Source organism: Solidesulfovibrio aerotolerans (assembly GCF_009856865.1).
In the GTDB taxonomy this organism is placed as follows: domain Bacteria; phylum Desulfobacterota; class Desulfovibrionia; order Desulfovibrionales; family Desulfovibrionaceae; genus Solidesulfovibrio; species Solidesulfovibrio aerotolerans.
Map to the genome: position 1 here is coordinate 42,229 of NZ_WVUD01000023.1, position 25,248 is coordinate 67,476.

At 63.3% G+C, this 25,248-nt stretch carries 24 protein-coding genes; 15 read left to right on the top strand and 9 right to left on the bottom strand.

The annotated features are described in order from the left end of the window. Positions 1-3: 3 nt before the first annotated feature. Together GTA51_RS12845 and GTA51_RS12850 are read right to left on the bottom strand one after the other, a co-directional pair. Positions 4-339, bottom strand: a complete 336-nt coding sequence (locus GTA51_RS12845) for an STAS domain-containing protein (protein WP_043634190.1) — start codon at positions 337-339, stop codon at positions 4-6. A 19-nt stretch (positions 340-358) separates the two neighbouring features. After that, entirely contained in the window at positions 359-754 is a 396-nt protein-coding gene (locus tag GTA51_RS12850) for an ATP-binding protein (protein WP_246198124.1), read from the bottom strand. 261 nt (positions 755-1,015) lie between these two features. Here GTA51_RS12850 and GTA51_RS12855 point away from each other — a divergent pair, with 261 nt between their 5' ends. The 3 genes from GTA51_RS12855 to GTA51_RS12865 are packed head-to-tail and all read left to right on the top strand — an operon-like array spanning position 1,016 to position 2,925. Beyond that, positions 1,016-1,822: a YkgJ family cysteine cluster protein gene (locus tag GTA51_RS12855; protein ID WP_160961665.1), complete on the top strand. Its 807-nt coding sequence runs from the start codon at positions 1,016-1,018 to the stop codon at positions 1,820-1,822. Next, positions 1,812-2,303 carry a D-glycero-beta-D-manno-heptose 1-phosphate adenylyltransferase gene (gene rfaE2 / locus GTA51_RS12860; RefSeq protein ID WP_160961667.1) on the top strand — a complete coding sequence of 164 codons (492 nt, stop codon included), beginning with the start codon at positions 1,812-1,814 and terminating at the stop codon, positions 2,301-2,303. Before GTA51_RS12855 ends, rfaE2 begins: the two co-directional genes overlap by 11 nt. A 28-nt stretch (positions 2,304-2,331) precedes the next feature. Beyond that, positions 2,332-2,925 carry a hypothetical protein gene (locus tag GTA51_RS12865; protein ID WP_160961669.1) on the top strand — a complete coding sequence of 198 codons (594 nt, stop codon included), beginning with the start codon at positions 2,332-2,334 and terminating at the stop codon, positions 2,923-2,925. Between the two features lie 88 nt (positions 2,926-3,013). On the opposite strand, the gene GTA51_RS12870 is transcribed toward GTA51_RS12865, so the two are convergent. Both GTA51_RS12870 and GTA51_RS12875 read right to left on the bottom strand, forming a co-directional pair. Beyond that, complete coding sequence (locus GTA51_RS12870; protein ID WP_246198125.1) at positions 3,014-4,252, bottom strand: hypothetical protein; 1,239 nt, start codon at positions 4,250-4,252, stop codon at positions 3,014-3,016. Then, positions 4,252-4,773, bottom strand: a complete 522-nt coding sequence (locus tag GTA51_RS12875; protein WP_160961672.1) for a hypothetical protein — start codon at positions 4,771-4,773, stop codon at positions 4,252-4,254. Before GTA51_RS12875 ends, GTA51_RS12870 begins: the two co-directional genes overlap by 1 nt. A gap of 241 nt (positions 4,774-5,014) precedes the next feature. On the opposite strand from GTA51_RS12875, the gene GTA51_RS12880 reads away from it, so the two are divergent. From GTA51_RS12880 to GTA51_RS12900, 5 genes are all read left to right on the top strand, one after another. Beyond that, on the top strand, positions 5,015-5,566 hold the full coding sequence (locus GTA51_RS12880; RefSeq protein ID WP_160961673.1) for a chemotaxis protein CheW: 552 nt from the start codon (positions 5,015-5,017) through the stop codon (positions 5,564-5,566). Between the two features lie 124 nt (positions 5,567-5,690). After that, complete coding sequence (locus tag GTA51_RS12885; RefSeq protein ID WP_160961675.1) at positions 5,691-7,778, top strand: HAMP domain-containing methyl-accepting chemotaxis protein; 2,088 nt, start codon at positions 5,691-5,693, stop codon at positions 7,776-7,778. A 53-nt stretch (positions 7,779-7,831) separates the two neighbouring features. Next, positions 7,832-9,982 carry a chemotaxis protein CheA gene (locus GTA51_RS12890; RefSeq protein ID WP_160961676.1) on the top strand — a complete coding sequence of 717 codons (2,151 nt, stop codon included), beginning with the start codon at positions 7,832-7,834 and terminating at the stop codon, positions 9,980-9,982. A gap of 21 nt (positions 9,983-10,003) precedes the next feature. Next, positions 10,004-10,336 carry an STAS domain-containing protein gene (locus GTA51_RS12895; RefSeq protein WP_160961678.1) on the top strand — a complete coding sequence of 111 codons (333 nt, stop codon included), beginning with the start codon at positions 10,004-10,006 and terminating at the stop codon, positions 10,334-10,336. Next, positions 10,329-10,691 (top strand): response regulator, encoded by a 363-nt coding sequence (locus GTA51_RS12900; protein WP_160961680.1) that lies wholly within the window; start codon positions 10,329-10,331, stop codon positions 10,689-10,691. The genes GTA51_RS12895 and GTA51_RS12900 overlap by 8 nt, the downstream gene beginning before the upstream one ends. Positions 10,692-10,923: 232 nt before the next feature. On the opposite strand, the gene GTA51_RS12905 is transcribed toward GTA51_RS12900, so the two are convergent. The 4 genes from GTA51_RS12905 to GTA51_RS12920 all read right to left on the bottom strand — a co-directional run bounded on the left by GTA51_RS12905 (position 10,924) and on the right by GTA51_RS12920 (position 18,346). Then, positions 10,924-13,797, bottom strand: coding sequence for a caspase family protein (locus GTA51_RS12905; protein WP_160961681.1), 2,874 nt, complete (start codon positions 13,795-13,797; stop codon positions 10,924-10,926). Between the two features lie 212 nt (positions 13,798-14,009). Then, entirely contained in the window at positions 14,010-16,859 is a 2,850-nt protein-coding gene (locus GTA51_RS12910) for an FAD-binding and (Fe-S)-binding domain-containing protein (protein WP_160961683.1), read from the bottom strand. A 164-nt stretch (positions 16,860-17,023) separates the two neighbouring features. After that, entirely contained in the window at positions 17,024-17,767 is a 744-nt protein-coding gene (gene mtnP / locus GTA51_RS12915) for an S-methyl-5'-thioadenosine phosphorylase (protein WP_160961685.1), read from the bottom strand. A gap of 63 nt (positions 17,768-17,830) precedes the next feature. After that, positions 17,831-18,346, bottom strand: coding sequence for an adenine phosphoribosyltransferase (locus GTA51_RS12920; protein WP_160961687.1), 516 nt, complete (start codon positions 18,344-18,346; stop codon positions 17,831-17,833). A 109-nt stretch (positions 18,347-18,455) separates the two neighbouring features. Here GTA51_RS12920 and GTA51_RS12925 point away from each other — a divergent pair, with 109 nt between their 5' ends. The 5 genes from GTA51_RS12925 to GTA51_RS12945 all read left to right on the top strand — a co-directional run bounded on the left by GTA51_RS12925 (position 18,456) and on the right by GTA51_RS12945 (position 22,317). Beyond that, on the top strand, positions 18,456-19,793 hold the full coding sequence (locus GTA51_RS12925) for an amidohydrolase (protein WP_160961689.1): 1,338 nt from the start codon (positions 18,456-18,458) through the stop codon (positions 19,791-19,793). Positions 19,794-20,021: 228 nt separating this feature from the next. Further along, on the top strand, positions 20,022-20,258 hold the full coding sequence (locus GTA51_RS20965) for a type II toxin-antitoxin system RelE/ParE family toxin (RefSeq protein ID WP_246198126.1): 237 nt from the start codon (positions 20,022-20,024) through the stop codon (positions 20,256-20,258). Next, on the top strand, positions 20,251-20,580 hold the full coding sequence (locus GTA51_RS12935; RefSeq protein WP_160961691.1) for a helix-turn-helix domain-containing protein: 330 nt from the start codon (positions 20,251-20,253) through the stop codon (positions 20,578-20,580). The genes GTA51_RS20965 and GTA51_RS12935 overlap by 8 nt, the downstream gene beginning before the upstream one ends. A 126-nt stretch (positions 20,581-20,706) precedes the next feature. After that, the gene (locus GTA51_RS12940) at positions 20,707-20,949 is read left to right on the top strand and encodes a PxxKW family cysteine-rich protein (protein ID WP_160961693.1); all 243 of its coding nucleotides are present in this window, start codon (positions 20,707-20,709) and stop codon (positions 20,947-20,949) included. Between the two features lie 144 nt (positions 20,950-21,093). Beyond that, positions 21,094-22,317, top strand: coding sequence for a M20 family metallo-hydrolase (locus tag GTA51_RS12945; protein ID WP_160961695.1), 1,224 nt, complete (start codon positions 21,094-21,096; stop codon positions 22,315-22,317). 297 nt (positions 22,318-22,614) lie between these two features. Here GTA51_RS12945 and rfaD read toward each other — a convergent pair whose 3' ends face one another. Then, positions 22,615-23,586, bottom strand: a complete 972-nt coding sequence (rfaD, locus tag GTA51_RS12950; protein ID WP_160961696.1) for an ADP-glyceromanno-heptose 6-epimerase — start codon at positions 23,584-23,586, stop codon at positions 22,615-22,617. A 137-nt stretch (positions 23,587-23,723) separates the two neighbouring features. Here rfaD and hisH point away from each other — a divergent pair, with 137 nt between their 5' ends. Next, positions 23,724-24,353, top strand: coding sequence for an imidazole glycerol phosphate synthase subunit HisH (hisH, locus tag GTA51_RS12955; RefSeq protein ID WP_160961698.1), 630 nt, complete (start codon positions 23,724-23,726; stop codon positions 24,351-24,353). Positions 24,354-24,357: 4 nt separating this feature from the next. Next, positions 24,358-25,137 carry an imidazole glycerol phosphate synthase subunit HisF gene (gene hisF / locus GTA51_RS12960; RefSeq protein ID WP_160961700.1) on the top strand — a complete coding sequence of 260 codons (780 nt, stop codon included), beginning with the start codon at positions 24,358-24,360 and terminating at the stop codon, positions 25,135-25,137. The last annotated feature ends 111 nt before the right edge of the window (positions 25,138-25,248 follow it).

The following is a 25,248-nucleotide window of genomic DNA, read 5'->3' on the forward strand; positions in this document are numbered from 1 at the left end:
TCGTCAGGAGAAATTGGCCAGTGCCTCTTCCTGGGTGGTGAAAATCGGGAAAATTTCCGTATAGCCGGATATTTCAAAAACCTCTTTCATGTAATCCTTGATGGAGGACAGCACCAGCCGACCCTGGATTTTTTTAAGCTGCTGCAAGGCCAGCAACAACACGCGAAGGCCCGTGGAATTGATGTAATCCACGTCCTTAAAATCCATGAGCACCTTTTTCTTGCCCTGGCCCAAAATCTCCATCACCTTGTCTTCCAGTACTTTGGAGGTATTGCTGTCGAGCCTTCCACCCAGCTCAAGCACAGTGACCTCGCCGCTCTCCTTCTCCACGAGTTGCATATCGCCCCCTTTGTCAGTGTCAGATGTCTTTTTCCAGCAGCAGGCGGTTGGTCCCGCCCACGCGTTCGTAGGCCACACGGTCCATAATAGCGCGCACCAGATGGATACCAAGGCCGCCGATGGGCCGGGCGTCTGCCTCGGCCCCGAGGTCGGGAGTCTTGGCCGTCAGCGGATCGAAGGGCAACGCATCGTCCACAAGCAAAAAACGCAGGCGGCTTCCGTCCTGGGACATGGAAACAGTGATCACATGCTCCCCATCTTCCGGATACCCGTAACTGATGGTATTGGTGAGCAGTTCGTCCAAGACGAGGCGGAGTTGATAGCGCAGTTTGGCGGCCAGACCATGGGCCTCGCCAAAGGCCTCCACCGCATCGGCCACACGGTCGAGTTCCAACAGGCGGTTTGCTATGCGCAAGGAAAAAACCGGCTCCATCCTGTCCCCGGCGCGCAGTCTTTGCCGGACCTGTGGCGGTGCGCGCATGTTAGGCGTGGGCGCGGGTCATGCGACGGCTGCGCCGACGGTTCATCAAACGACCGGCCATGCCGCCCCGGGGCAGCCTGACCGATACGGCAGGGTTCCTGTTTTTACTGCCCATGTCAAGGCGCGCCGGTCGTTTGCACGGTTGCAAGGGGCGGCGACGGGCGGTAAAGGCTCCTGGCAAGGAGCATTGCCGCCATGAAAGATTTAAATGACGCACTGAACGAAAATCAGGCCGACGCCACCGAAGCGTTTCTCAAGTCCCTGCCGGAACTCAAATCCGGCGACACCTTCCGCTTCGCCTGCCATCCCGAGGTGCCGTGCTTTAACGCCTGCTGCTCGGATTTAACGCTCATGCTCACGCCCTATGACGCCCTGCGCCTGCGCCGGGCCTTGGGTGTTTCGCCCAGCGATTTTATAAACCACTTCGCCAGTCGCTTTGTCGCCCCGGACACCGGCTTTCCCATGCTGCATCTGAAAATGCGCGAGGAACGGCAAAAGCGCTGTCCCTTTGTGTCGCCCCAAGGCTGCAAAGTCTATGGTAACCGCCCCGGAGCCTGCCGCACCTATCCCCTGGGCCGGGCCACCAAGCTTGACGACGACGGCGGCGTCATCGAACAGTTTTTCATCGTGCAGGAACCCCACTGCCGGGGCTTTGAGGAGGCAACCGACTGGAGCGCCGCCGGCTGGCTCACCGACCAGGATCTGGCCGTCTATAACCGCTTTAACGACCGGTATATGTTTCTCATGGCCCTGACCCGCAACAAAGGCGTGGGACTTTCCCCCAAGCAGATCCAGATGGTCTGGCTGGCCCAGTACCTGCCCGACGAATTCCGGGAACTGATCGGCAAAATGGGTATTTTCAATCTCGTGGAGCTTGATGCCGCGCGCCAGGAGCGCATCATGGCCGACGAGGAGGAGACGCTGCTCTTCGGCCTCGACTGGCTGGAGCTGGTCTTTTTCGGCCGCGAGGAACACCTTCGCCGCAAACGCCATGCCGTTTGAACACGCCAAAATCCTCTCCCGCCCGGCCCTGGCCGCAACCATCGCCCGGTTGCGGCCGGGACGCACGGTGGTTTTTACCAACGGCTGCTTTGATCTGCTCCATGCCGGCCATGTGGACGTCTTGACCCGGGCCAGGGCGCTGGGCGATCTGCTGGTGCTGGGTTTAAACGACGACGCGTCGGTGGCCCGGCTCAAAGGGCCGAGCCGGCCGGTGACGCCGCTGGCCCAGCGCGCCTATGTGCTGGCCGGGCTTGCCTGCGTGGACTTCGTCTGTCCTTTTGCCGAGGACACGCCCCTTGCGCTGATTACGGCCGTTTTGCCCGACGTGCTGGCCAAGGGCGGCGATTGGCCGGTGGCGGCCATTGTCGGCGGCGACGTGGTCACGGCCCGGGGCGGGCGGGTGGTCAGTCTGCCGCTGGTGCCGGGGCTGTCCACCACGGCCGTCATCGAACGCATCCTGGTCCTCAATTCCCCGGCCTGAGCCGGCCGCCGCCCCAAGGCGGTGCGTCATGACGGAATATTTCTTGCAAAGTTACACGCGGTGGATTTTTTTGCCGCACGACTTTATCCAAGGAGCAGCCGCCATGCACACCTCGGCCGATGCCTTCGCCGCCAGCCTCGCTGCCTATCGCAACGCGGGCAGCCGCCTGGGGCGCTCCAGCGCCGCCGGCCCGAACCAGTCTGGGAAAACCGGGGATAAGCCGGCCGACTTCCGGTCGCAGTTTGAATCCGCCCTGGCCCCGGCGGCCGCCTCCACAGGCGCGGCTCCGGCTCCGGCCGCCGCAGCCGGCAACCGGAGCGCCGCCTGGGAGGATTTCTTCAGCCACCCGGTCATCGGCACGAGTGAGGACGGCCTGCCCATCGTCGGGGAAACCGAGGCCGAATTGGCCAAGACCCTGGCCAACTACACCCGAATCGCCGAGGCCAAGGGGTTCCCCCCCCAGCCCACCGAAACGGTCCAGGCCCGGATGCCGGTCTCTGACGGACTCATGGGGCCGCAACTCGGCTATCACCAGGTCACCCTTGTGCGACTCCCGTTCCCCCTTATCCCCATTGCCTCCGGCAGCCTCCCGGACAGCCTGCCTTCGCCCTCCCGGACCTGAGGCCGCCCGCGGCCGCTTGCTGCCGCGGGCGGCCGGCAGACGTGCCAAAGCCCAGGCCGGAGACAGTGCCGGACGCGGGATTACGGCCTCAGGGCAGACCCCAGACAGGGGCCAGACTGCGGTAGTCGCCCTCGGGCAAGACCGCCAGCAGCGGTTTGGCCGTCGGATCAAGCCAGGCGGCCAGGGCGGCAGCCGATTCGGTCGGGATGCCGATGCTGCCGCCGGTGGGCGGGCCAGCCACCGGGCGCACGTTGACAAACAGGCAGGTGCCGGCCTCGGGATCGGCCGCCCCGCTGTTGTGCCCGATGACCACACCCCAGACATTGGCCCCGTCGTCGCGCACCATGCGGTCCTGGCGCAGCCCCCCTTCCGGGCGCTCGCCTGGTCCCGCCACGCGACCGAAAAGCGGCGAGGCCGGGTCGGTGACGCAGGAGACGCGGTCGGTGACGGCGGTATAGGGCAGCCGCACCCCGGCCGCCCCCGCCGATTCGGCAGTGGCGTAGCCAAAGGCCGCCGGCAGGGTAAAAAGGCCCGCCGGGGTGCGGCCGTCGCCTTGGCGTTTGGCCGGCCCGGCCACGCCTTGCCCCAGCCCCCGTCCCGCGCCCAGGCCGTTGCGGCCAAGCTGGCACGGCACCGGTTGCCCGACCTCGGCCCAGGGCGCATCAGGCGCGGTGCGGGCCAAACGCCGCAGCGTTCCCCGGGTCGCCCGGACGTCGGCCGCTGTAACCACAACCAATTGCCGGCACTGGGCCTCGGGAAAATTTGCCGAACCGGCGGCTCCCGGCCCGGAAGCCATCGGCCCGGACGCTGTCTTGGCCGGTCCTTCGGCCACCGCCGCGGCCGGCGGCACCGATGTTGGCCCCGGCTGAGCGTCAGGCGGCGGCCCGGATGCCGGGCCAGGGGCCAGCGGCGGTTTTGCAGACAGGGGTGATCCGCCTGCGCCGGGCACAACCACCGGTGTTGCGCCGGCAGGCGGCACGGCCGGGCCGGGCTTGGCGGCAAAAAGCCTTCCGGCGTCCGGGTCGCCCACCGTCGGGAGCGCTGGTTTGGCCGCAGCCGGACCGGCAGTCCCTCCGGCCCCATCGCGCTCCAGGCCGGCTGTCAGCGCCTGCCGGTAGTCCGGGGACAACACCGCCGCCCGGCCATTGCCCTGGCCGTGGACATCTTCCGGGCGCACCACCGGCGTCTTGCCGGCCACGCCACCAGCGTCATCACCGGCCGGTTCGTCGGAACAGCCGGCCGGCCCCAGCCCCAGGGCGACGACCAGGGCCGCCACCAGCGCCACGGGCCGGATAAGGCTTGACAGCGTACAACCAGGAGCGTTCATCATGCCTGGGGGGATACGGCCGGCCCGACCGGGGCGTCCCCAACGTCGCCGCCGTCACTGTTTGCCTCGGCCGTTTTGTCCCGACGCTTGGGGCGTCTGCCGGATTGGAGCAGGAGCGCGAGTTTTTCAGCGGCCTTTTCAGTCTCGTCGGCCTTGCCGAGGCAATGCATCTCCCCGCGTGGTGAGATCCAGTGCCAGCCGGCCGGTTTGACCAACTCGTTGGCCCCATGGCGCTGCAGATATTCCAACGCCTTGGCCGCTTCGAGCTCCCGGGCGCAGGCGGCAAGCAGATCCTCGGCCTCAAAGACCGACGCTGCATGGCGAAAGATCTCGAAAGCGCCATGGACCACATCAAAAGGGGAAAAATCAGCTTTTTTGCGCCGCCCGGACAAGACGGCTTCCAGGGTGTTTAAATCATTGCGCAGTGCCTTAAGCTCTTTGAGCGCTGCATCGCGGGCCTGCTCACGCCGGTCTTCCAGGGTTTTGCCGACAGCGGCCGCAGTGGCGTTTTTGGGGGGCATGGATTCCTCGCTCGGTTCTCACTCGTTTGGCGCACCTTAGCGGGAAAAAGTTTGAAAGTGGAGTACAAAGAAACGCACCAGACCAAGGCGCAGCACGTCCGCGGCATCTGCCCGTCTGGGCCGAGTGCCGTAAAATTTAGAATAAAGACGTTGTCATTCCCAGGCATTACGCGTAGTCTTCGTAATGCATACAGTTCGTAAAGAACCCCGCCAACGGGGCATGACAGAAAGGGAGCACCACATGGCCCAGGACGCCCAATTCGGCAGCCAGCGCTTTCTGACGTTGACCCTTGGAGAAGAACTCTTCGCCATCGACATCTTTTCGGTTCGGGAAATACTCGATTACACCGATATCACGCGCATTCCGCAGACCCCGGAATACATGCGGGGCGTGGTCAATGTGCGCGGGAACGCCGTTCCTGTCGTCGATTTGCGGATGAAATTCGGCCTGGGTCGGGTGGAGCGCACGCTGAACACCCGTATCGTCATCGTTGAAATAAAAAAAGATGACACCCTCTCGGTCATGGGTGCCCTGGCCGACTCGGTCAAGGAAGTCCTGGAACTGGAAACCGACCGCATCGATCCCCCGCCGCGTATGGGCGCTGCCGTGCGCGCCGACTTCATCCGGGGCATCGGCAAGCACGGCGACCGCTTTCTGCTCGTTCTTGATGTGGACAAAGTCTTTTCCAGCGATGAAATCCAGGACCTGTCCCGTCTTGCTGATACCGACGCAGAGGCGAAACCGGTGCCCCAGCCGGCCGAGACGGTATCCGACGAAGAGTTCTTTCGCTAACATCAGCCTTTCTTTGCAAGAATTAGCCGCAGCTACCGCAGTGCGGCAACCGCCAGGTTTCCCTTGAGCCTGCTCGCTCGTACGGGGGCATCTTGGGACCACAACTCGACTTCGGGAGTGCGTCATGTTTCATAATCGCGGTCTCGCCTTCAAACTGGGCACAGGCTTTGGCCTGCTGATTCTCTTTAGTATCGCTGTAGCCGGGATTGGCTATTCAAGTCTTGCGAAATTGATTTCCCGGTCTGACAAGATGGAAACCGTCACCGCCATCAGCGACGGCGTGCAAATTGCCCGCATGGACATGCTTTATTTTATCAACACCAAGGACGCGGGGAAACTCGACGCTTTTCGCAAGCATCTTGGTGTGGCCAAGGACAAAGCCCAGGCGCTCAAGCACACCCTGGTCGATCCGCGCAACCTCGAACGCATGGACGCCTTCGTGTCCGCAGCCAATGCCTACGAAGCCGGGTTGACGCATTATCTGGAAAGCGAAAAAACCCGGGAAGACACTTTCAAGACTGTCGTTGACGCTGCCAACGCCTTGCAAAAAGCGACTGAGGAACTGACCGGCCGCCTGCAAGAGTTGCAAAAAAAAGGTGCCGAGGCCGGCGGCGAGGCCGTCAGTCGCAGCATGGCACTGCGCCTGACGATCGAAAGTGTCGTGCAGCAGTTTCTGCGCGCCCGCATCGAAGTTCTTTATTACCTGTGGCGGGGTGACAAGACCCGCATGGACAGTGCCCGCGCCATCATTGACAAGCTCGTCGCCGCCACCCGTGAAGCCGTTCCCCAGTTCGCCACTGCGGAAGACCGGAACCTGGCGGCTGAAATCATTTCCAAGGCCGAGACCTACAAGAACCGGATTGACGGCTTTGTCCAGGCGGCCGACGCCCAGGCCGTGGTGGTCAAGGACATGGCCGCCGCCGCTGACCGGGCCGGCCAGGTCGCCAACGACGCCGTGGAGGCCCAAAGGACCAGCATGGCTGCCGACGCCCTGCTGGCCAACCAGTTAAGCCTTGGCGTTTCAGCTGCTGCGGTGCTCCTTGGCCTGCTCTTTGCCGTCCTTATCACCAAAGCCATCCTGCGCGGCATCCGGGGGGCCATCGGCGTGGCCGACGCCATGGCCCACGGCGATCTCGAAGTGGCCATCGTCATCGACAGCCGCGACGAAATCGGTGCGCTGCTCGGGGCCATGGAACGCATGATTACGGCGGAACGCATGGTCGCCGCCGTGGCCGGCAGTCTGGCCGAGGGCGATCTGAGCGTCTCGGTCACCCCCCGCTCGGACAAGGACGTGTTGTTGCTCAGCATGGCCGAAATGATCGAACGGTTGCGCGACGTTGTCGGCGAGGTGCAGTCGGGCGCGGAAAACGTTGCGTCCGGCAGCGAAGAAATGAGCGCCTCGGCGGAATCGCTGTCCCAGGGAGCCACGGAACAGGCTGCTGCCGTCGAGGAATCCTCCTCGGCCATGGAAGAGATGAGCTCCAGCATCAGCCAAAACGCCGACAACGCCAGGCAGACCGAATCCATTGCCGTCAAAGCCGCCGGGGATGCCCGGGAATCCGGCCAGGCAGTGGCCCAGGCCGTGACCGCCATGAAAGACATCGCCGCCAAGATATCCATTATCGAAGAGATCGCCCGGCAGACCGATCTGCTGGCCTTAAACGCCGCAGTCGAAGCGGCCCGGGCCGGGGAACACGGCCGGGGATTCGCGGTGGTGGCATCCGAGGTCAGAAAGCTGGCCGAGCGCAGCCAGGCTGCGGCCTCGGAGATCACCCAACTGTCGCGCTCCTCCACCGCCGTGGCCGAACGGGCCGGTGAACTGCTCGGCCGGCTGGTGCCCGATATCCAGCGCACGGCCGATCTGGTGCAGGAGATCAACGCCGCCAGCCAGGAACAGTCCACCGGATCTTCCCAGGTCAACAAGGCCCTGCAACAGCTCGATCAGGTCATCCAGCAAAACGCCTCGGCTTCCGAAGAGCTGGCCTCCACCTCCGAAGAACTCTCAGCCCAGGCCGAACAGCTCCAGGCCGGCATCGCCTACTTCCGCCTCGACGCCAGCCTGCGCCCGGCCTTGACGCGCGCCCCGGGCAAAACCGCCCCGCGCGCCCCGGCTAAGGCCTTGCCCCGAACCAAGGGCAAGGCCGCCCCGGCCAAACCCAAAGCCGTGGCCATTGCAATGGAAAGCGACGATGAGCAGTTCGAGCGATTCTAACCCGGTCCGCAAGGCCGAAAGCGTGTGCGCTGCCAGCGCATGGGGGCTGGGCCATGTCAGATATTGACCCCTCCATCGGGCTCTACGTCGAGGAAACCCGGGAGTTGCTCGGCGAACTGGAACGCGGCCTGCTCGAACTGGAAAGCAATCCAGGCGACACGGAACGCGTGGATGCCTGTTTCCGGGCCATGCACACCATCAAAGGCGGCGGAGCCATGTTCGGCTTCGACGAGATTTCCCGTTTCACCCATGACGTGGAAACCGTCCTTGACCGGGTACGCTCAGGCGAATTGCCTATCACCCGGGAACTGCTCTCCCTGACACTGGCAGCCAAGGACCATATCCTTGTCCTGTTGGAAGCCCCCCGGGACACGGCTGTGGACGAACTGCGCCAGGCCTCCGACGTCCTGCTCGCCGCATTCGCCGCCTATCTGCCCAATGGCACGGCCGGGCACGCCCAGCCCGCCCTGGACCAGCCGGCGGCCGGGGCCGCGACAGACGACAATCCCTATGCCTGCCCGGCCCAGTCCGGCCCGCCCGGCATCTACTGGGTGCGGCTGCGCCCATCGGCGACCATGCTCCACACCGGCAACGACCCCGTCCGGCTACTGGCCGAATTGGATACCCTGGGCATGGTGCGCGTCCTGCGCCATGGCCCGCTGCCCGCGCTGGATGATTCGGACTATGACCCCGAGGCCGTCTACGGCGTGTTTGATCTGCTCGTGTGCACCCCTTGCTCCGCCGAAAGCCTGCGCGATGTCTTCATTTTCGTTGAAGGCGACTCCGAAGTCAGCCTCACGCGCATCCATACCGGCTTGCTTCGCGGCAGCGACCTGGACGAACTGTTGGCTACCCTGGTCGGACAGGACGAGGCGACAATTGATGCCGCGCAGCAACGCCTGGAAGCGCATGTGGCCGCCAAGGTTGCTGCCATCGACGTCGCCAAGAAAAAGGTCCAGGCCAGGACCGGTCCCACCGAAGGAGAACCCGCCGCCCGACCGCAACCCACCGCTGCCGCCACCCTGCGCGTGGACGCCGGGCGTCTGGACAGTCTGGTGAGCATGGTCGGCGAGTTGGTCATTCTGCAATCGCGCCTGCGCCAGGCCGCCAAGGCCAAAGACATCGACGCCGTGGCCGAGGTGGACGAAGACCTGGAAAGGCTCACCGACACCCTGCGCGACGTGGCCCTGGGGCTGCGCATGCTGCCCATCGGCTCGGTGTTCAGCCAGTTCACCCGCCTGACCCGCGACTTGTCGGCCAGCCTTGGCAAAGAAGTGGAATTTGTGGCCGTGGGCGGCGAGACCGAACTCGACAAGACCGTCATCGACCGCATGAAAGACCCCCTCGTCCATCTGCTGCGCAACAGCCTCGACCACGGCCTGGAGCCACCGCAGGAGCGCCTGGCCAACGGCAAACCGGCCTGCGGACGCATCACCTTGTCGGCCATGCACTCGGCCGGCAACGTCGTCATTGTCATCGCTGACGACGGACGCGGCATTGATCTGTCCGTCGTGCGCCGCAAGGCCATGGAGCGGGGCCTTATCGCCCCTGACGCCGAACCCACGGAAAAAGAACTTTTCGACTGCATCTTCAAGCCCGGCTTTTCCACCGCCGCCACGGTTTCCGACGTCTCCGGCCGGGGCGTGGGCATGGACGTGGTCAAACGCAACATCGAAGCCCTGCGCGGCACGGTGGAACTGGAGAGTGTGCTGGGCCAGGGTGCCCGGGTGACCATCCGGCTGCCGCTGACACTCGCCATCATCGACGGCTTTAACGTCATGGTCGGCGGCGATTCCTACATCGTGCCCCTGGCCAATCTGCGGGGATTCCAGGAGCGCTTTGTCAACGAGGTGGTGCGCACGGTGGAAACCCTGGAACGCATGGGGGAATTGGTGCCGGTGGTGAGCCTGCGCCGCCTGTTCGCCGTGCCCGGCCAGCAGCCCGTCTATGAGCGGGTGGTGATTACGGAAACCGAAGGAGAGACCGTGGGCTTTTGCGTGGACCGGGTCATCGGCCGGCAGCAGGCCGTCATCAAGAGCCTTGACGATTGCTACCGCCACCTGAAATGGATTTCCGGCACAACCATCAACGGGGATGGCAGCATTTCCTTAATCCTCGACGTGCCCCAACTGGTGCGGTTTGTCCGCAGCCGTGAAGAGACCCGCTTGCAAGCAACCGATCCCTCTCGTACACTTGTCCAGTAATGCGGCTCACCGGGAGATGCTATGGAACTGACCCGATTCGAGGACGCCGGGAAACTCGTTCTCGCCATTGCCGGAAAATGCACCGTGGAGCATGCCGCCGCCCTTCGCGAAGGCCTGCTTGCGGCTGTCGCTACCGATCCCCGGCTGGTGCTTGACATTTCCGGGGTCGAGGAAGCCGACATCACGTTTTTGCAGCTTGTCCTGTCCACAGCGCACACCGTTGCGCGCAGCGGCGGCACCCTGACCCGACACGGCCCTGTATCCCAAGCAGCCATTTCTGCGGCCCGGGTTTCAGGGTTTACCCAAACGCCCCAACTCACAACTTTTTTTTCCGATGAGGGACGAGATGGCTAAACGCATCATGACCGTGGACGATTCGGCCAGCGTCAGACAGATGGTGGCCTTTACGCTGAAAAAGGAAGGCTACGAGGTCATTGAAGCTTCAGACGGCAAGGATGCGCTGTCCAAGCTGACGGGCACCATTGATATGGTCATCACTGACCTCAACATGCCAAACCTGGACGGCATCGGACTGATCAAGGGCATCCGGGCCCAGGCCGCCTACAAGTTCATTCCGGTGGTCATGCTGACCACCGAATCCCAGGCCGGCAAAAAGGCCGAAGGCAAGTCTGCCGGAGCCACGGGTTGGATCGTCAAGCCGTTTACCCCGGATCAGCTCCTGGCCGTGGTCAAAAAAGTGCTTCGCTGACCCCTGCCACGCTGCCACGCAGTCAAAAGGCCCTGGTTCGTCCGAGGGCCTTTTTTTATGCGCTTGGCGCATGGCGCAGGCAGGGTGAGAAACGGGTACGACATGGAGTGCCCGACTGCTGCCGGAGCAGCCAGTGCGCCCGATCCGAGAAACCGCGCTGCATGCCAAAACGCCCCGCCGCCGCCAGACCTTGGCGACGACGGGGCGTTTGCAGCCTACCGGCAGCGCGCCGCTAATAGGCGGCGATGGGGAAATCCTCCACCGTGCCCGGCACACCCGTGGTCGGGGTCTGCTCGCCGCCGGTCAGCTCCTTGACCCGCTCGGAGATGTAGAGGTCGAGCATCTTAAACGTCACCCGGCCGGTGCGGCGGTTGTCTGCCTTGCCGAGCACCCCTTCCACCAGGGCCTTGGTAAAGGCCCCGTTTTGCCAGTCCGGTTTTTCCAACGAATACTGCCGGCCGGTGGAGGCGGCAAAGACAATGGCTCCGTTGCCGGCGCTGGAGAGTTCGTTGATCACGCCGTTGACGTCGGTCATGCCGCGGCGTCCGGCCCCCATGATGGAGCCGGAATGGCAGGTATCGACGAAAAAGAGCGTCTTGCCCGCGATGTTGCGGATGGTCTTTTGCACTTCCATAAACGGCAGCCCGGAAGCCCGCAGCTTTTCCAGATCAACCGACGTCGGCAAAAAGTAATAGTCGCCGTTTTTATCGTTGACCCCATGTCCGGCCAAAAAGATCATGGCCACATCATGCTGGGTGGTCTGGCGTTCGATCCAGTCCAGGCCATTGAGGACTGCCTCTTTGGTGGCGGCCTCGTCGGTCAGCACCCGGGTGACAACATCACCGTAGAGCCGGCCTTTTTGCAGTTCCATGGCAGCGGCGAAATCCTTGGCGTCCTTGGCCGGATAGGTCAGGGCCAGGGATTTGTCGGCATAGGCCCCGGCTCCCACGGCCAGCACGTAAAGCTTGGCGGCCGGCGCGGCCACAGGTGCCACCGCCGCCTTGCCGCTCCATTTGAGCCGCACCGTGGCCGGGGCCGAGGGGCCGTTTTTATTCTCCGCCACCACCGACAGCACCACGTCGTGCTCGGGCAGGACGACCTTGGCCGAAAGGACGCTGGGCTCAAGGCCCTTGCCGGCCAGATTGGGGCGCTCCTCACCCACGCGCGCGCCGTCGACAAGGACGCGCACGGCGGTAATGTCCTCGCCGCCCGGGCTGCGCACGGCGTATTTGACGGTCATATCCGCAGCGGCAAACCCGGCCCCGGCGGCGGGCGTCAGGATTTCCACCACCGGCGGGCGGGCGGTCAGCACCGAGGGCGCCCGCACATCGCCGCCCCGGGCCACGTTGGCCGCCCCCAGTGCCTTGGTTTCATCCAGCGTCCGCAAGGCCAGATCCAGGACGTCCGGGCGGTGGAAGGCCTCGCGAAAGCGCGAAGCCGGAAAGAAGTCAGCGGCATGATCCGGGCCGTTATTGACGTTCCAGCCGATCATGTCCTCGCCGCCGGACGAGGCGTCGTAGTAGCCGGTCTGGGTCCACAACACCCAGCGTTTGCCATCGGCATGGGGAAAAAATGACAGAATTTCGCGGCCATCCTCCATGCGGTACCAGCGGATGGAGCCATCGCCGATGGCGGCCGCAACCACCCGGCCATCCCCACTCACATTGACGGCCCAGACCGCGTCCGGGGCCGGTGTCTGCCACAAGGGGGCACCGTCGATACCATACGCCCGCACGTTCCAGGAGGTACCCAGGGCCAGCCGGCGGTTATCCGGGGACAGGGCCAGGGAATACGATGTCTCAAAATCTTTGAGCTTGAGCGGCTGGCCGTTGAGCAAGGGTGTGCGCCCGCCCTCCCAGCCGGTGACGGCCACGCCCTGGGCCTGGGTGCGCGGGGCGGCCAGATCCGGCGTCGGGGCATTGAGATGGCGCAGATCGCGCCCTGGCAGGGCAAAGCGGGACACGCCCTTGCGCCCGCCCACGGCATAGGCCACGGTTTCGCCGGTGCGGTCGAGATAAAACGTGCGCACCGAGGAACGGAAATCCTGGATGGCTGGCGAGCGCGTCATGCCGAAGCTGCCGTCCGGGCGCAGCACGCCCCAGCGTGGTGCCACCGTGCCATAGGCCAGGCCGCCGTCGGGCAGCGGGCACAGGGTGACGACAGCCGATTTGCCGGTGTCGAGATCGCGGTATTGCACGAAATCAGACGGCTTGAAGCTGCGGATGGGGCAGCCCCGGTCCGTGACCCAGCGCCCGCCGGCCAAAAGCGACCCATCGGCGGCAAAAGCCACGCTGGCCAGATTGCCGTTATCCACGCCGGCCAGATTGGGCGCGCCCAAAAGCCCCAGTGTCTCGCCATCCAGGACGGCCACAGCGGCGGTGTCGGTAAAGCCCACGGCAAGCTGGCTGCCATCCGGGGAAAAGGCCAGGGAAAACGGGCGCGCACCACCCTGGGCCTGGGCCTTGGCCACAAGGGTCAGACCGGTGTCGGCCACGCGGTAGAGCCTTATCTGGCCGTCGTAGCAGGCCGTGGCCAGATGGTTCTTGCCGTCAAAGGCCGCGCCGTAGCTCTCGCCCTTATAGTCTTTGTCCTGGCCGATAAGGGCCAGATCGGACAGCCGCCACACCCGCACGCCGTCTTCGCCAAGGGCTGCGGCCAGATAGTCGCCGTCGTGGGAGACGGTCAGGTGGTTGACCACGCTTGGCAAACCGGTCAGGCGTCGCACCAGCCGGCCGGATTCGCGCTCGAACACATAGATGCTGTGCGCCTTGTCCCAGCCGTAGCCGGACCAGCCGCCGCAAAATACATAGCGCCCGTCCGGGCTCATGGCCACGCTGTAGAGCCGCCCTTCGTAGTCGTTGCCAATGGGCGGGCGCAGGACGCGCAGTTCTTCGCCGGTCTTTATGTCCCAGACGCGGCAGGTTTTGTCGTCGGAGGCGGTGGCCAGATACCGGCCCAGCCCATCCACGGCGATGCGCTTGATAAGCGCTGTATGCATGCCGGTTTCGATGCGAAGAATCGGTTCGGTCGGCGGTGTTCCGGCCGCCGCGTGCTGCAGGGCAAACAGCAGCACAAGAATTGTCAAAATGAACACGCGTGCGCGCATGGGCAGACTCCTCGCCCACGTAAGGGCGGCGCGCATTCTTGATCCGGCGCGCCTGCGCGTCAAGGGGGCCGCACGGACTCCCCGGCCACGGAATGGCGCAGAGACAGGTTTCTCCGGTTTTCTAAACATTTGATGAATAATAGAGCAGGCGCACGTACCCCCGGGCCGGTCGGACGCTTTTCGGCGACCGGCCCGGGAGAATGCACCAACAATCAGTCCTTGGGCCGGGCGGCGCGGTCCACCAGATAGACGATGGACTGGTACGGCACGCCGCCGTGAAAGGACAGCCCGATTTCGCAGGTGCGGCTGTTGGAATAGCCGGCGGTCGTCGCGGCCGGCAACTGGCCGGGCAGATCGGCCAGGGCCGAGGCATTGAGTTCGGGATAGAAAAAGCCGCGATCACCAGCAAAGCCACAGCAATGGATGCCGCGCGGCACGACCACCCGAGCGGTGCAGCGCTCGGCCAGGGCCGTAAACTTGGCCGAAAGCCCCATTTTGACCGATGAACACGACACATGGAGAGCCACCGTGTCCGGTGCCGGCGTTATGTCGAGATGCGGCAAGCAATAGTCGTAAATAAACTCCACCGGCTCATGCAATTTAAGGCCCGGCTCCATCTTGCAGCGCATGGTATACAGGCATGGGCTGGCGTCGCACAAGATGGGGATGGCCCCGTTGTTGCTAACGGCCCGAAGCACAGCCTCAAGCTCCTGAGATTTGCGGGCCGCATCGTCGTGCAGGCCCTTGGATTCCAGTGTCAGGCCGCAGCACAGATTCTTCATGGCTTCGGGGAAAATCACGTCATAGCCGGCCTTGGCCAGAACGGACATGGTGGCCTCAAACAGGCCGCGCTGATCCGGGTCCAGGGCCGACGGTCCCATGGCCCGGGTGGTGCAGCTCGGGAAATAGACCACTTGCCGGCCCTTGCCGTGGCAGGTGTTGCGCAAGGCTGGCTTTGGCGCGCCCTTGGGGGCAAAGGGTGTCCAGTACGGCACCAGCCCGCCGGTGAGCTTTCGCAGCCCGTGGGTCATGGCCGTCATGGCCGGCGTGCCTATCAGGCTGTGGACGACGTCCGAGAGCCACAGTCCCCGGCCAGACAGCCAAGTGACCAGCCCGTAATGGTCGGCCACAAAGCGCCCGATCTTTTTGCCTCGCGCGCTGGCTTCCTGGCGGCGGTAATCCTTGGTGAAGACGCCCGTATCCACCGACACCGGGCAGACCGTGGCGCACAGGCCGTCGGCCGCGCAGGTGGCAGCACCGAAATAGTCGTAGGCGTCGTGGAATTCAGTGAATGCGCCCAGATCGCCGGCTTTTTTGGCCAAGGCCATATGGCGCTGGAGGGTTATGCGCTGGCGCGGGGTGGTGGTGACATTTCGCGAGGGGCAGACCGATTCGCAGTAGCCGCACTCGATGCAGCGGTCAATCAGCGGATTGACCTCGGGCAGGGGCTTTAAATTCTTCAGATACACGTCCGGGTCGTCGTTTAAAATGACCCCGGGATTGAGGATGCCGGCCGGATCAAAGGCGCGCTTTAAGCGCTGCATGAAGCTGTAGGCGGTCTTGCCCCACTCCATCTCCACAAAGGGAGCCATGTTGCGGCCGGTGCCGTGCTCGCCCTTAAGCGACCCGTCAAAGCGGCCGACCACCATGGCCGCCACCTCGTCCATGAGCTTTTGATAGTTGCCCACAGCCACCGGATCAGCGAAATCCGGGCAAAAAACAAAGTGCAGATTGCCTTCCAGGGCGTGGCCGAAAATGATGCCTTCGGGAAAGCCGTGGTCGCGCATGAGGCGCTGCAGTTCTACGGTCCCTTGGGCCAGATGCTCGATGGGGAAGACCACGTCTTCGATAATGACCGCGCTGCCGGGCTTACGCGCCCCGCCGACGGAGGTGAAAAGCCCGCGCCGGATGTTCCAGAGCTGTTCGTAATCGTCCTTGGCGTCCATAAAAAGGAGCGGGAAAACCGGCTCGATGCCGGCCACCCGGGTCAGCGCCCCATCGATGGCGGCCAGCAAACCCGGTTTGTCGGCAGCGCGCACCTCGACCAGGATGGCGGCCGCGTCCTCGGACAGCGTTTTTAAATAGGCCGGCATGCCCGGCTTGTCTTCGACGGAACGCAAGGATGCCCGGTCCATGAGTTCGACCGCCGCCACAGGACCGGCCTTAAGGGCCATGGTCGCCCGGCAGGCGGCGTCTATATCGGGATAGAGCATCAGCGACGAGGCCTTAAACGGATGCTCAACCACGGTGCGATAGGTGACCTCGCTGATAAAGGCCAGCGTGCCTTCGGAACCGATGATGAGGTGGAGCAGGATGTCGAAGGGGTCGTCAAAGTCAATAAAGGCGTTGAGGCCGTAGCCGGTGGTGTTTTTAATCTTGAATTTGTGCCGGATGCGCTCGGCCAGATCAACATCGGCCAGGATTTCGGCCCGCATGGCGGCCAGTTCGGCCAAGAGCTGCGGCCGGGCAGCGGCGAACCGGGCCTTGGAGACCGGGTCGGCCGTATCCAGCGTCTCGCCGTCGGCAAACACGAGGCGCATGGATTCGACGGTCTTGTAGCTGTTTTCCGCCGTGCCGCAGCACATGCCGGACGAGTTGTTGGCGGCGATGCCGCCGATCATGCAGGCGCTGATCGAAGCCGGGTCCGGGCCGATCTTGCGGCCATACGGTGCCAGCTGGAAATTGGCCTCAGCCCCGATGACCCCGGGTTCGAGGCTTATGTGGGACGCGCCGGGATGGATACGAAGCCCCCGCCAGTGGCCGGCCAGATAAATAAGCACGGAGTCGGTGAGCGCCTGCCCGGACAGGCTGGTGCCGGCGGTGCGAAAGGTGACGGCCACGTCCTCGGCCGCTGCGGCGCGAAGGAGCTTCGCCACTTCGTCCTGGGTTACGGCCTTGACCACAATTTTGGGGACCAGGCGATAGAAGCTGGCGTCGTCGCCAAGGGCCAGATTGCGAAACGGGCCGAGGATGACGCGCTCGGCTGGGAGGAAAATGCGTATACGGTCGTAAAAGGCTTTATGGGCAGCGGGCAGCGTTGCGGCGTGGTCGGTGTGTGGCATGGCTGGCTCCTGGCGCGGCGCGGCGCGTCGCGGGAAGGGGATGGTCGGAGTATTATGCCATGCTTGGGCAGGATTGGGAACGGCGGGCGCATCATAAAAAAGGGCGTCCGCCAGCGAACGCCCTTCCAAAATCTCTCGCAACAGCCGACCAACCGGCCGCCTGACTACATCTTCCCGACAACCTCAATCAGCACGCTGGTCACCTTCTCGGCGTTTTCCTTGAAAATCGTAACAATCTCGTCCCAGGAAACCGGCGGCTCGTCGGTCTTCCAGCAGTCGTAGTCCGTGCTCATGGCCACGGCGGCATAGGGAAGGCCGGCTTCGACGGCCAGGGCGCATTCGGTGGCCACGCTCATGTTGATGACATCCGCTCCCCATGCCCGAAACATGTTCGATTCGGCCCGGGTGGAAAAACGCGGTCCCTCGATGGTCACCACCGTGCCCTTGTCGTGGTGGCGGTAGCCGAACTTGCGGCAGGCGGCCACGAGTAGCTCGCGCAGCGGCTCGGAAAACGGATCAGCCATGGGCGTGTGGGCCGGATTATGCGGCTCGAACCGATCATGGAAGGTCAGCGCCCGACGCCGGGTGAAGTCGATAAACTGATCAAGAATGACCAGATCGCCGCGTCCGATCTCGGCCCGCAGCGACCCGACGGCCGTGGTGGACAGGACGGCGGCGCAGCCGACCATGCGCAGGGCATGGATGTTGGCCCGGTAGTTGACATTGGTGGGCGTGGCCGTGTGCGAGCGGCCGTGACGGGCCAAGAGCACCACATCCTTGCCGCCGATCTTGCCTTGGCGCAGGGTGGAATTGGGCGCGCCGTAGGGTGTGTCCACCTCAAGGTCGCTGGGGTTTTCCAGGATATTGGGATCGTCCAGGCCGCTGCCGCCGATGATGCCGATTTTCATGCGTATCCGTCTCCAACCCTGGCCGCCGCGCACCGGGCTGCGGCCTGTGCTTTAGAAAAATGTCTAGGCGATCTGCAGGATGCTTTCGCAGCCGTAGGAGCGCAGCTGTTCCTTGCCGTTGAGGAACTCCAACTCGATGACCACGCCGATGCCGACGATATCGGCCCCGAAATGCTCCACCAGATCGATCACGCCGGACAGCGTGCCGCCGGTGGCCAGCAAGTCGTCGATGACCAGCACCTTTTCGTCGCGCAGCAGCGCATCCTCGTGCATGCACAAGGTATCCGAACCGTATTCCAGTTCGTAGGAAATGGACACGGTCTTGTACGGCAGCTTGCCGGGCTTGCGCACCGGCACAAACCCCAGGCCCATCTTGTAGGCCAGGGCTGCGCCGAAAATGAATCCCCGGGCCTCAGCCGCCACGATTTTGGTGGCCCCGGAGTCGGCGAACCGCTCGGCCAGCAGATCAATGGCCTGGCGAAAACCGGCAGGATCGCCCAGAAGCGGCGTAATGTCGAAAAAAAGGATGCCTTCTTTGGGATAATCCGGGATGTCGCGGATGAGTGTGCGCAGGTCCATGACCGTCTCCTTGGAAAATCAGACTGGTAACCGCTTTCGGATAGGGATTTTAGGCCAACCGGTCAAGCCGGGCTTGGCGGTTTTGCGGGTGTGCGCTACAGATCGCGCCATGAATGCCCCAATCGCTCCCACACACACCCTGCCCTGTGACGTCCTGATCACTGCCGCTGTGGTGGTCACCCAAAACGATGCCCGCGCGGTGCTGCGCGACGCCGCCCTGGCCATAACAGGCGGCGTCATCACCGCCATCGGGCCGCGGGCCGAACTGGCCGCCCGCTACACCCCGGTCGAGACTATCGCCCTGCCCGAAGCCATGCTGCTCCCCGGGTTGGTCAACACCCACACCCACGCAGCCATGACGCTTTTTCGCGGCCTGTGCGACGACGCACCGCTCTCTGTCTGGCTTTCCGAGCATATCTGGCCGGCTGAGGCCAAACTGACGCCCGAGGCTGTGCGCCTGGGCACACAGCTTGCCTGCGCCGAGATGCTGGCCTCGGGAACCACGTGCTTTCTCGACGCCTATCTTTTTGTCGATGCCGTGGCTGACGCTGCCCAGGCCGCCGGCCTGCGGGCTGTCCTCTGCCAGGGTGTCTTTGATATCGAAAACGCCGGGTTCAAGACCGCCGACGCCGCCCTGGCCTCGGCCGGTGCCCTGGCTGACCGGCTGGCCGGGGAGGCGCTCCTGCGCCCGGCCATTTTCCCCCACGCCGTCTACACCTGCCGCCGGGCCACGTTGGAACGCTGCGCCGCCTTTGCCAAGGAGCGCGGCACGCTCCTTTCCACCCACGCCGCCGAGACAGCCCGGGAAAACGACGACTGCCTGGCCGCCAACGGCCAGCGTGTCATCCCCTATCTGCACTCCCTTGGCATGCTTGGCCCGCAAACGCTTTTAGCCCACGGCGTGGCCCTTGACGCAGCCGACCTGACGCTTTTGGCCGCAACCGGCACGGCCGTGTCGCACTGTCCCAAGAGCAACATGAAGCTAGCCAGCGGCATAGCGCCGGTCCACGCCCTGCGAACAGCCGGGGTGACGGTCGGGCTTGGCACGGATGGTGCTGCCAGCAACAATGCCCTGAACCTTTTTTCGGAAATGGAAACGGCCGCCCTGCTCCAAAAAGTTGCCAGCAACGATCCCACGGCCTTAAAGGCCGGCGCGGCGCTGGACATGGCCACCCGCGACGGCGCGCAAGCCCTGGGTTGGCCCGAACTGGGGCGGCTGGAAGTCGGCGCTCCGGCCGATCTGTGCGCCCTGGACCTGACCCGGCCGCAACTGCACCCCTGCTTCGACCCGATTTCCGACGCGGTCTACGCAGCCAACGGCGGCGAAGTCGTGCTGACCATGGTCGCCGGGCACGTCCTTTTCCGCGACGGCGCTTTTTTAACAATGGATTACGCGGCGTTGCGACGTAATTTTGCGCAAGCAGCCAGCCACCTTACTGCACGGTAGGCAAGAGGCCTTTGGGATACACCGACTCCTTGCAATTTATACCAAAACGAGTATAATTAAGACATGCCAGGGAAGCCACTTTCTCCACGGGAAAAACCGCTTCATTGGGTGGGGTCGGCCAAAAAAGATTTTCTCGACTTCCCGGTAACAGTGCAGCGCGCTATGGGATATGCCTTGGGTTTGTCGCAGATTGGTGGCAAGCACCCCCGGGCGAAGCCATAGAAAGGCTTGGGAACGGGCGTATTCGAGATTGTCGAAGACGATGATGGCGACACCTTTCGAACGCTTTATACGGTTCGGTTTGCCCAAGCAGTGTATGTGCTCCATGCCTTTCAAAAAAAGTCCAAATCCGGCATCAAAACGCCCCGGGAAGACATCGAATTGGCAGCTCGACGTCTGCGAAGCGCGGGACAACACTACGCAAGCATCCACCAGAACGACCTGTCAGGAACAGTCCATGAATGACACGACCATCACCGAAGGCACGACCAATGTTTTTGCCGATCTCGGCTTTCCCGATGCCGACCAGTGTCGGGCCAAAACCCGTCTGGCCTTTGTGCTCAACGAATGCATCAGAATCCGTAAGCTCAAGCAGGCCGATGCCGCCGTCCTGCTCGGCATTCCCCAACCCAAGGTGTCGGCATTGAAAAACTACCGTCTCGACGGTTTTTCCGTCGAACGGCTCATGGAGTTTCTCACGGCGCTCGACCAGGACGTGGAAATCATGATCCGGCCGCGCCCAGAACATTCCGGAGCCGGCAATATAACGGTTTCGCAAGTCCGGTAGCCGGATAGGTTTCCGGCTGGTTCGCCCCACCACCCCCCTTGACAAGATGGCCAGACTCCATAATAAAGGCTGGCTTTCCGCTGAAAACATTCCCGCGCCCCATCCGCGCGGCCCGGAGGTTATCTCATGTCCCAGGTCATCACCGTCAATGGCGTCGAATGCCATCCCATTGTGGAAAAATGCGAGGGCTGCGACCGCACCATGGAACAGGATGGGGTCAAGTACTGCCGCAGTTATCCCCTGCCCGAGCGCAAGTGGTCGCAGAAGGTCTGCAACTTCGCCACCCACATGAAGCTCGAAGTAGACAAGGGCGGCAAGGTCAACATCAACCCCTTGAAGGCCTCCAAGCGCGCCGCCCGCGGTCGCTAGGTCGTCCGACGTTTTTTGCCGCAATTGTGCCGGGAGGTTTGTGCCTCCCGGCTTTTTGCGTTGCGCCGCCGGGTTTGCCAAGCCTTGACCGAACGACTATGCTCCCAAGGCGCAAGACCCATCATCACAACCGTGGGAGCCTCTATGCTTGACGATCTGCTTGCCTTCCTCGACACCCAGCGCGATGCCGTCATCGATCTGCAACGCGAACTGACCGCCATACCAGCCCTGGGACCAGACAACGGCGGGCCCGGCGAACGCGAAAAAGCCGACCGCCTCAAAACACTGCTCGCCGCCATGGGACTCCCCGAAGTCCGGGAAATAAACGCCCCCGACCCCCGCGTGCCCTGCGGCCATCGCCCCAATCTGGCCGTAGTCATGCCCGGGGCCGATACCTCGCGCACCTTCTGGGTCATCTCCCACCTCGACGTCGTGCCGCCCGGCGACCGGACGCTGTGGCGCACCGATCCCTATACCCTGGCCGTCGAGGATGACCTCGTCTACGGACGCGGCGTGGAAGACAACCAGCAGGCCGTGGTCAGCTCCATCCTGGTGGCCCGGGCCATAGCCACCCAAAAACTCCTGCCGCCCATCAATTACGGCATGCTGTTCGTGGCCGACGAAGAAACCGGCAGCAAATACGGCCTGGACTACGTGGCCGCCCACGCCGACGGCCTTTTCACCAAGGACGATCTGTTCCTGGTGCCGGATTTCGGCCTGCCCACCAGCGAAATGGTGGAAGTGGCCGAAAAAAGCATGCTGTGGCTCAAAATCATCATCGAAGGCCGCCAGTGCCATGCCTCCACACCCGAGCAAGGCATCAACACCCTGTCCGCCGCCGCCCTGTTCATCATCAAAATTCCCAAGCTCTATGATCGGTTCGGCGACAAAAACCCGTTGTTTCATCCGGCCAACTCCACCTTCGAGCCGACCAAAAAAGAAGCCAACGTCGAAAACGTCAACACCATCCCCGGCCGCGACGTGTTTTACGTCGATTGCCGGGTGTTGCCGCACTACAACCTCGACGATGTGCTGGCCGTTATCCGCGAATACGGCCAGGAAGTGGAAGCCGCCTGCGGCGTGACCATCAGCTACGAAATCATCCAGAAAGAACAGGCCGCACCAGCCACCGACGTCGATGCCCCCATCGTCAAACGGGTCATGGACGGCATCCGGGCGGTCTATAACGCCTCGCCCAAACCCATGGGCATCGGCGGCGGCACCGTCGCCGCCTATCTGCGCCGCCACGGCTACCCAGCCGTGGTCTGGGCCACCCTGGAACACAACGCCCACCAGCCCAATGAACGCTCCAGTATCGCCAAAACCATCGGCGACGCCAAGGTCATGACGCGGGTGTTATTTACGTAAGCGCGTTGGGAAATGAAGAGAGAAAGGCAGAAGAGGCCTCCGGCGGCCAAAGGGCTGAGCCCTTTGGAATCCCACCTGAAGGCAAGGGGTTTAGGGGAGAACGGCGTTGCCGCGACGGTTGAAGGGGGGAAGACTCTCGTCGGTCGGACAAGGGCACAGTGCCTGTTTGGCGTGAACCACCGTTGCTCCGGCGGCCGGGGGTGATAATCCCCCCCGGACCCCCTTGATTGGAGAAGTATTTCAGGGGGGGTCTTGTGTTGGTTAGACCGTCGTCGGCAGCAACCGTGCCGCAACGCGTTACAGATAGCGGTCCGGCTTGGCCAGATAGCCCCGCACATAATCGGCCACGCCTTCTTCCAAGGTCAGAAACGGCTGGTCATAGCCCGCCCGGTGCAACCGGTCCATCTTGGCTTCGGTGAAATACTGGTACTTCTCGCGTATGGCCTCGGGCATGGGGATGTAATCCACGGCAATGGCCCGTTCCATGGCCGAAAAGACCGCCGCCGCCAGATCGTTCCAGGTCCGGGCCGCGCCGCAACCGACGTTGAAAAGCCCACCCGCCTCATGATGCTCCAAGAGCCACAGCATCACCGCCACCGCGTCCTTGACCGACAGAAAATCGCGCTTCTGACCGCCGTCGGGATACTCGGCCCGATGTGACTTGAAAAGCGACAGCCGGCCGGTCTTGCGAATCTGGGCGTAGGACTTGCACACCACCGAGCGCATCTCGCCCTTGTGGTACTCGTTGGGACCGTAGACATTAAAGAATTTTAGACTGGCCAACTGCCCCAAGACGCCCTCGCGCTGCGCCCACAAGTCAAACAAATGTTTTGAATAGCCGTACATATTAAGCGGGCGAAGGGTATCCAAAGCGTCCACATCGTCGTCAAAGCCCATGGCCCCGTCGCCGTAGGTGGCCGCCGACGAGGCCACGATCAGCCGCGCCCCGGCAGTGAGGGCGTAGCGGGCCACGGCTTTGGAATAAGCCACATTGTTGCGCATGAGATACTCGGCGTCCGTCTCGGTGGTGGCGGAACAGGCCCCGAGATGCACCACGGCCTCGACCCCGAAGGGGTCTTTGTCCCCGTCGATGGCGGCCAGAAAGGCGTCCTTGTGCAGATAGTCGGCGAACCGGCGGTTGACCAGATTTTTCCATTTCTCGCCGTGCCCCAGGTTGTCCACCACCAAAATGTCGTCACGCCCGGCGACATTAAGCCCCCACACCAAGGCGCTGCCCAGAAATCCGGCCCCGCCGGTGACGATGATCATAGCCGCCTCCCTTGCCAAAAATGCCTAAAATGTTCACAACCGCCTTCTGCGAAAGACGAGCGGCCATCGGCCGCTTGATCGTGTCCCCGGCTCCGGCCGCTCCCGGGACGCCGTCCACATGGGTGAAGGAGAACGCCATGCTTGCCATTTTGGATTACAAGGCCGGGAACCAGACCAGCGTGCGCCGCGCCCTGGACCACCTCGGCATCCCTTGCCGCATCACCGCTGATCCGGCCGTCATCGCCGACGCCTCGGGCATCATTTTTCCCGGCGTCGGGGCCGCCGGACAGGCCATGCGCGAATTGACCACCACCGGACTCGATGCGCTTTTAACAGAGCAGGTCGCTGCCGCAAAGCCCCTGCTCGGCATCTGTGTCGGTTGCCAGATACTGCTCGACTACAGCGCCGAAAACGACACTCCGGCCCTCGGCATCGTGCCCGGCCAATGCGCCCTGTTTAACGCCGCGCTGACCGACGAAGATGACAGCCCCATCCGCATCCCCCACATGGGCTGGAACCAGGTGCGCCTGGATAAAAAGTGCGAACTCTTCGAGGGCATCGACCCGGCCTCGGAATTCTATTTCGTCCACAGCTACTACCCCGTGCCCAGCCCCGAATACGTCATCGGCGTCACCCATTACGGGCTCGACTTCTGTTCGGTCCACGGTCGCCAGGGCCTTTGGGCCGTGCAGTTCCACCCGGAAAAAAGTGGCCGTCCGGGACTCGCCCTGCTGCGCAATTTCGCTGCCTACTGCCGGGAGGTCTAACGCCATGCTCTCCAAACGCGTCATCCCCTGCCTCGACGTCCGCGACGGCAAGCTCACCAAGGGCATCAAATTCAAAGGCAACGTCGATATCGGCGATCCCGTGGAAACCGCCCGGCTCTACTACGAAGCCGGAGCCGACGAACTGGTCTTTTACGACATCACCGCCTCCAGCGAAGGCCGCGGCATCATGCTCGACGTCGTTGACCGGGTGGCCCGGGAAATATTCATCCCGTTTTCCGTCGGCGGCGGCATCTCCACCGTCGAAGACATGCGGGCCGTGCTGCTGGCTGGCGCGGAAAAAATCTCGGTCAACTCCGCAGCTGTGAAAAACCCCGACATCATCAGCCAAGGCGCCGCTGCCTTTGGCTCCCAATGCGTCGTCGTCGGCATGGATGTCAAACAGGTTCCCGTCTCGGAACTCATCCCCTCGGGCTACGAAATCGTCATCCACGGCGGCCGCAAAGCCATGGGCCTGGACGCCCTGGAATGGGCCAAAACCGTCGAAGCGCTGGGTGCCGGCGAAATCTGCTGCAACTCCATCGACGCCGACGGAGCCAAGACCGGCTACGAATTAAAGCTGACCCGCATGATCGCCGAGGCCGTCACCATCCCGGTCATCGCCTCGGGCGGTGCCGGCAACCCCGACCACATGGCCGACGCCGTCAGCCTCGGCAAAGCCTCGGCAGCACTCATCGCCTCCATCGTCCACTACGGCGAATACAGCATCAAACAGTGCAAAGACCACATGACCGCACGCGGCATCAAGGTACGCACGATCTGGTAGCGAATGGATAGACGATCCAGAAGTTTGTTTCCCAACGGTTCTGGTTGATCTGCCTCCAATGAAATGCGGCCCGGAGGTCTGTCGCAAGGCTTTGCTTGCGACAGACCTCCG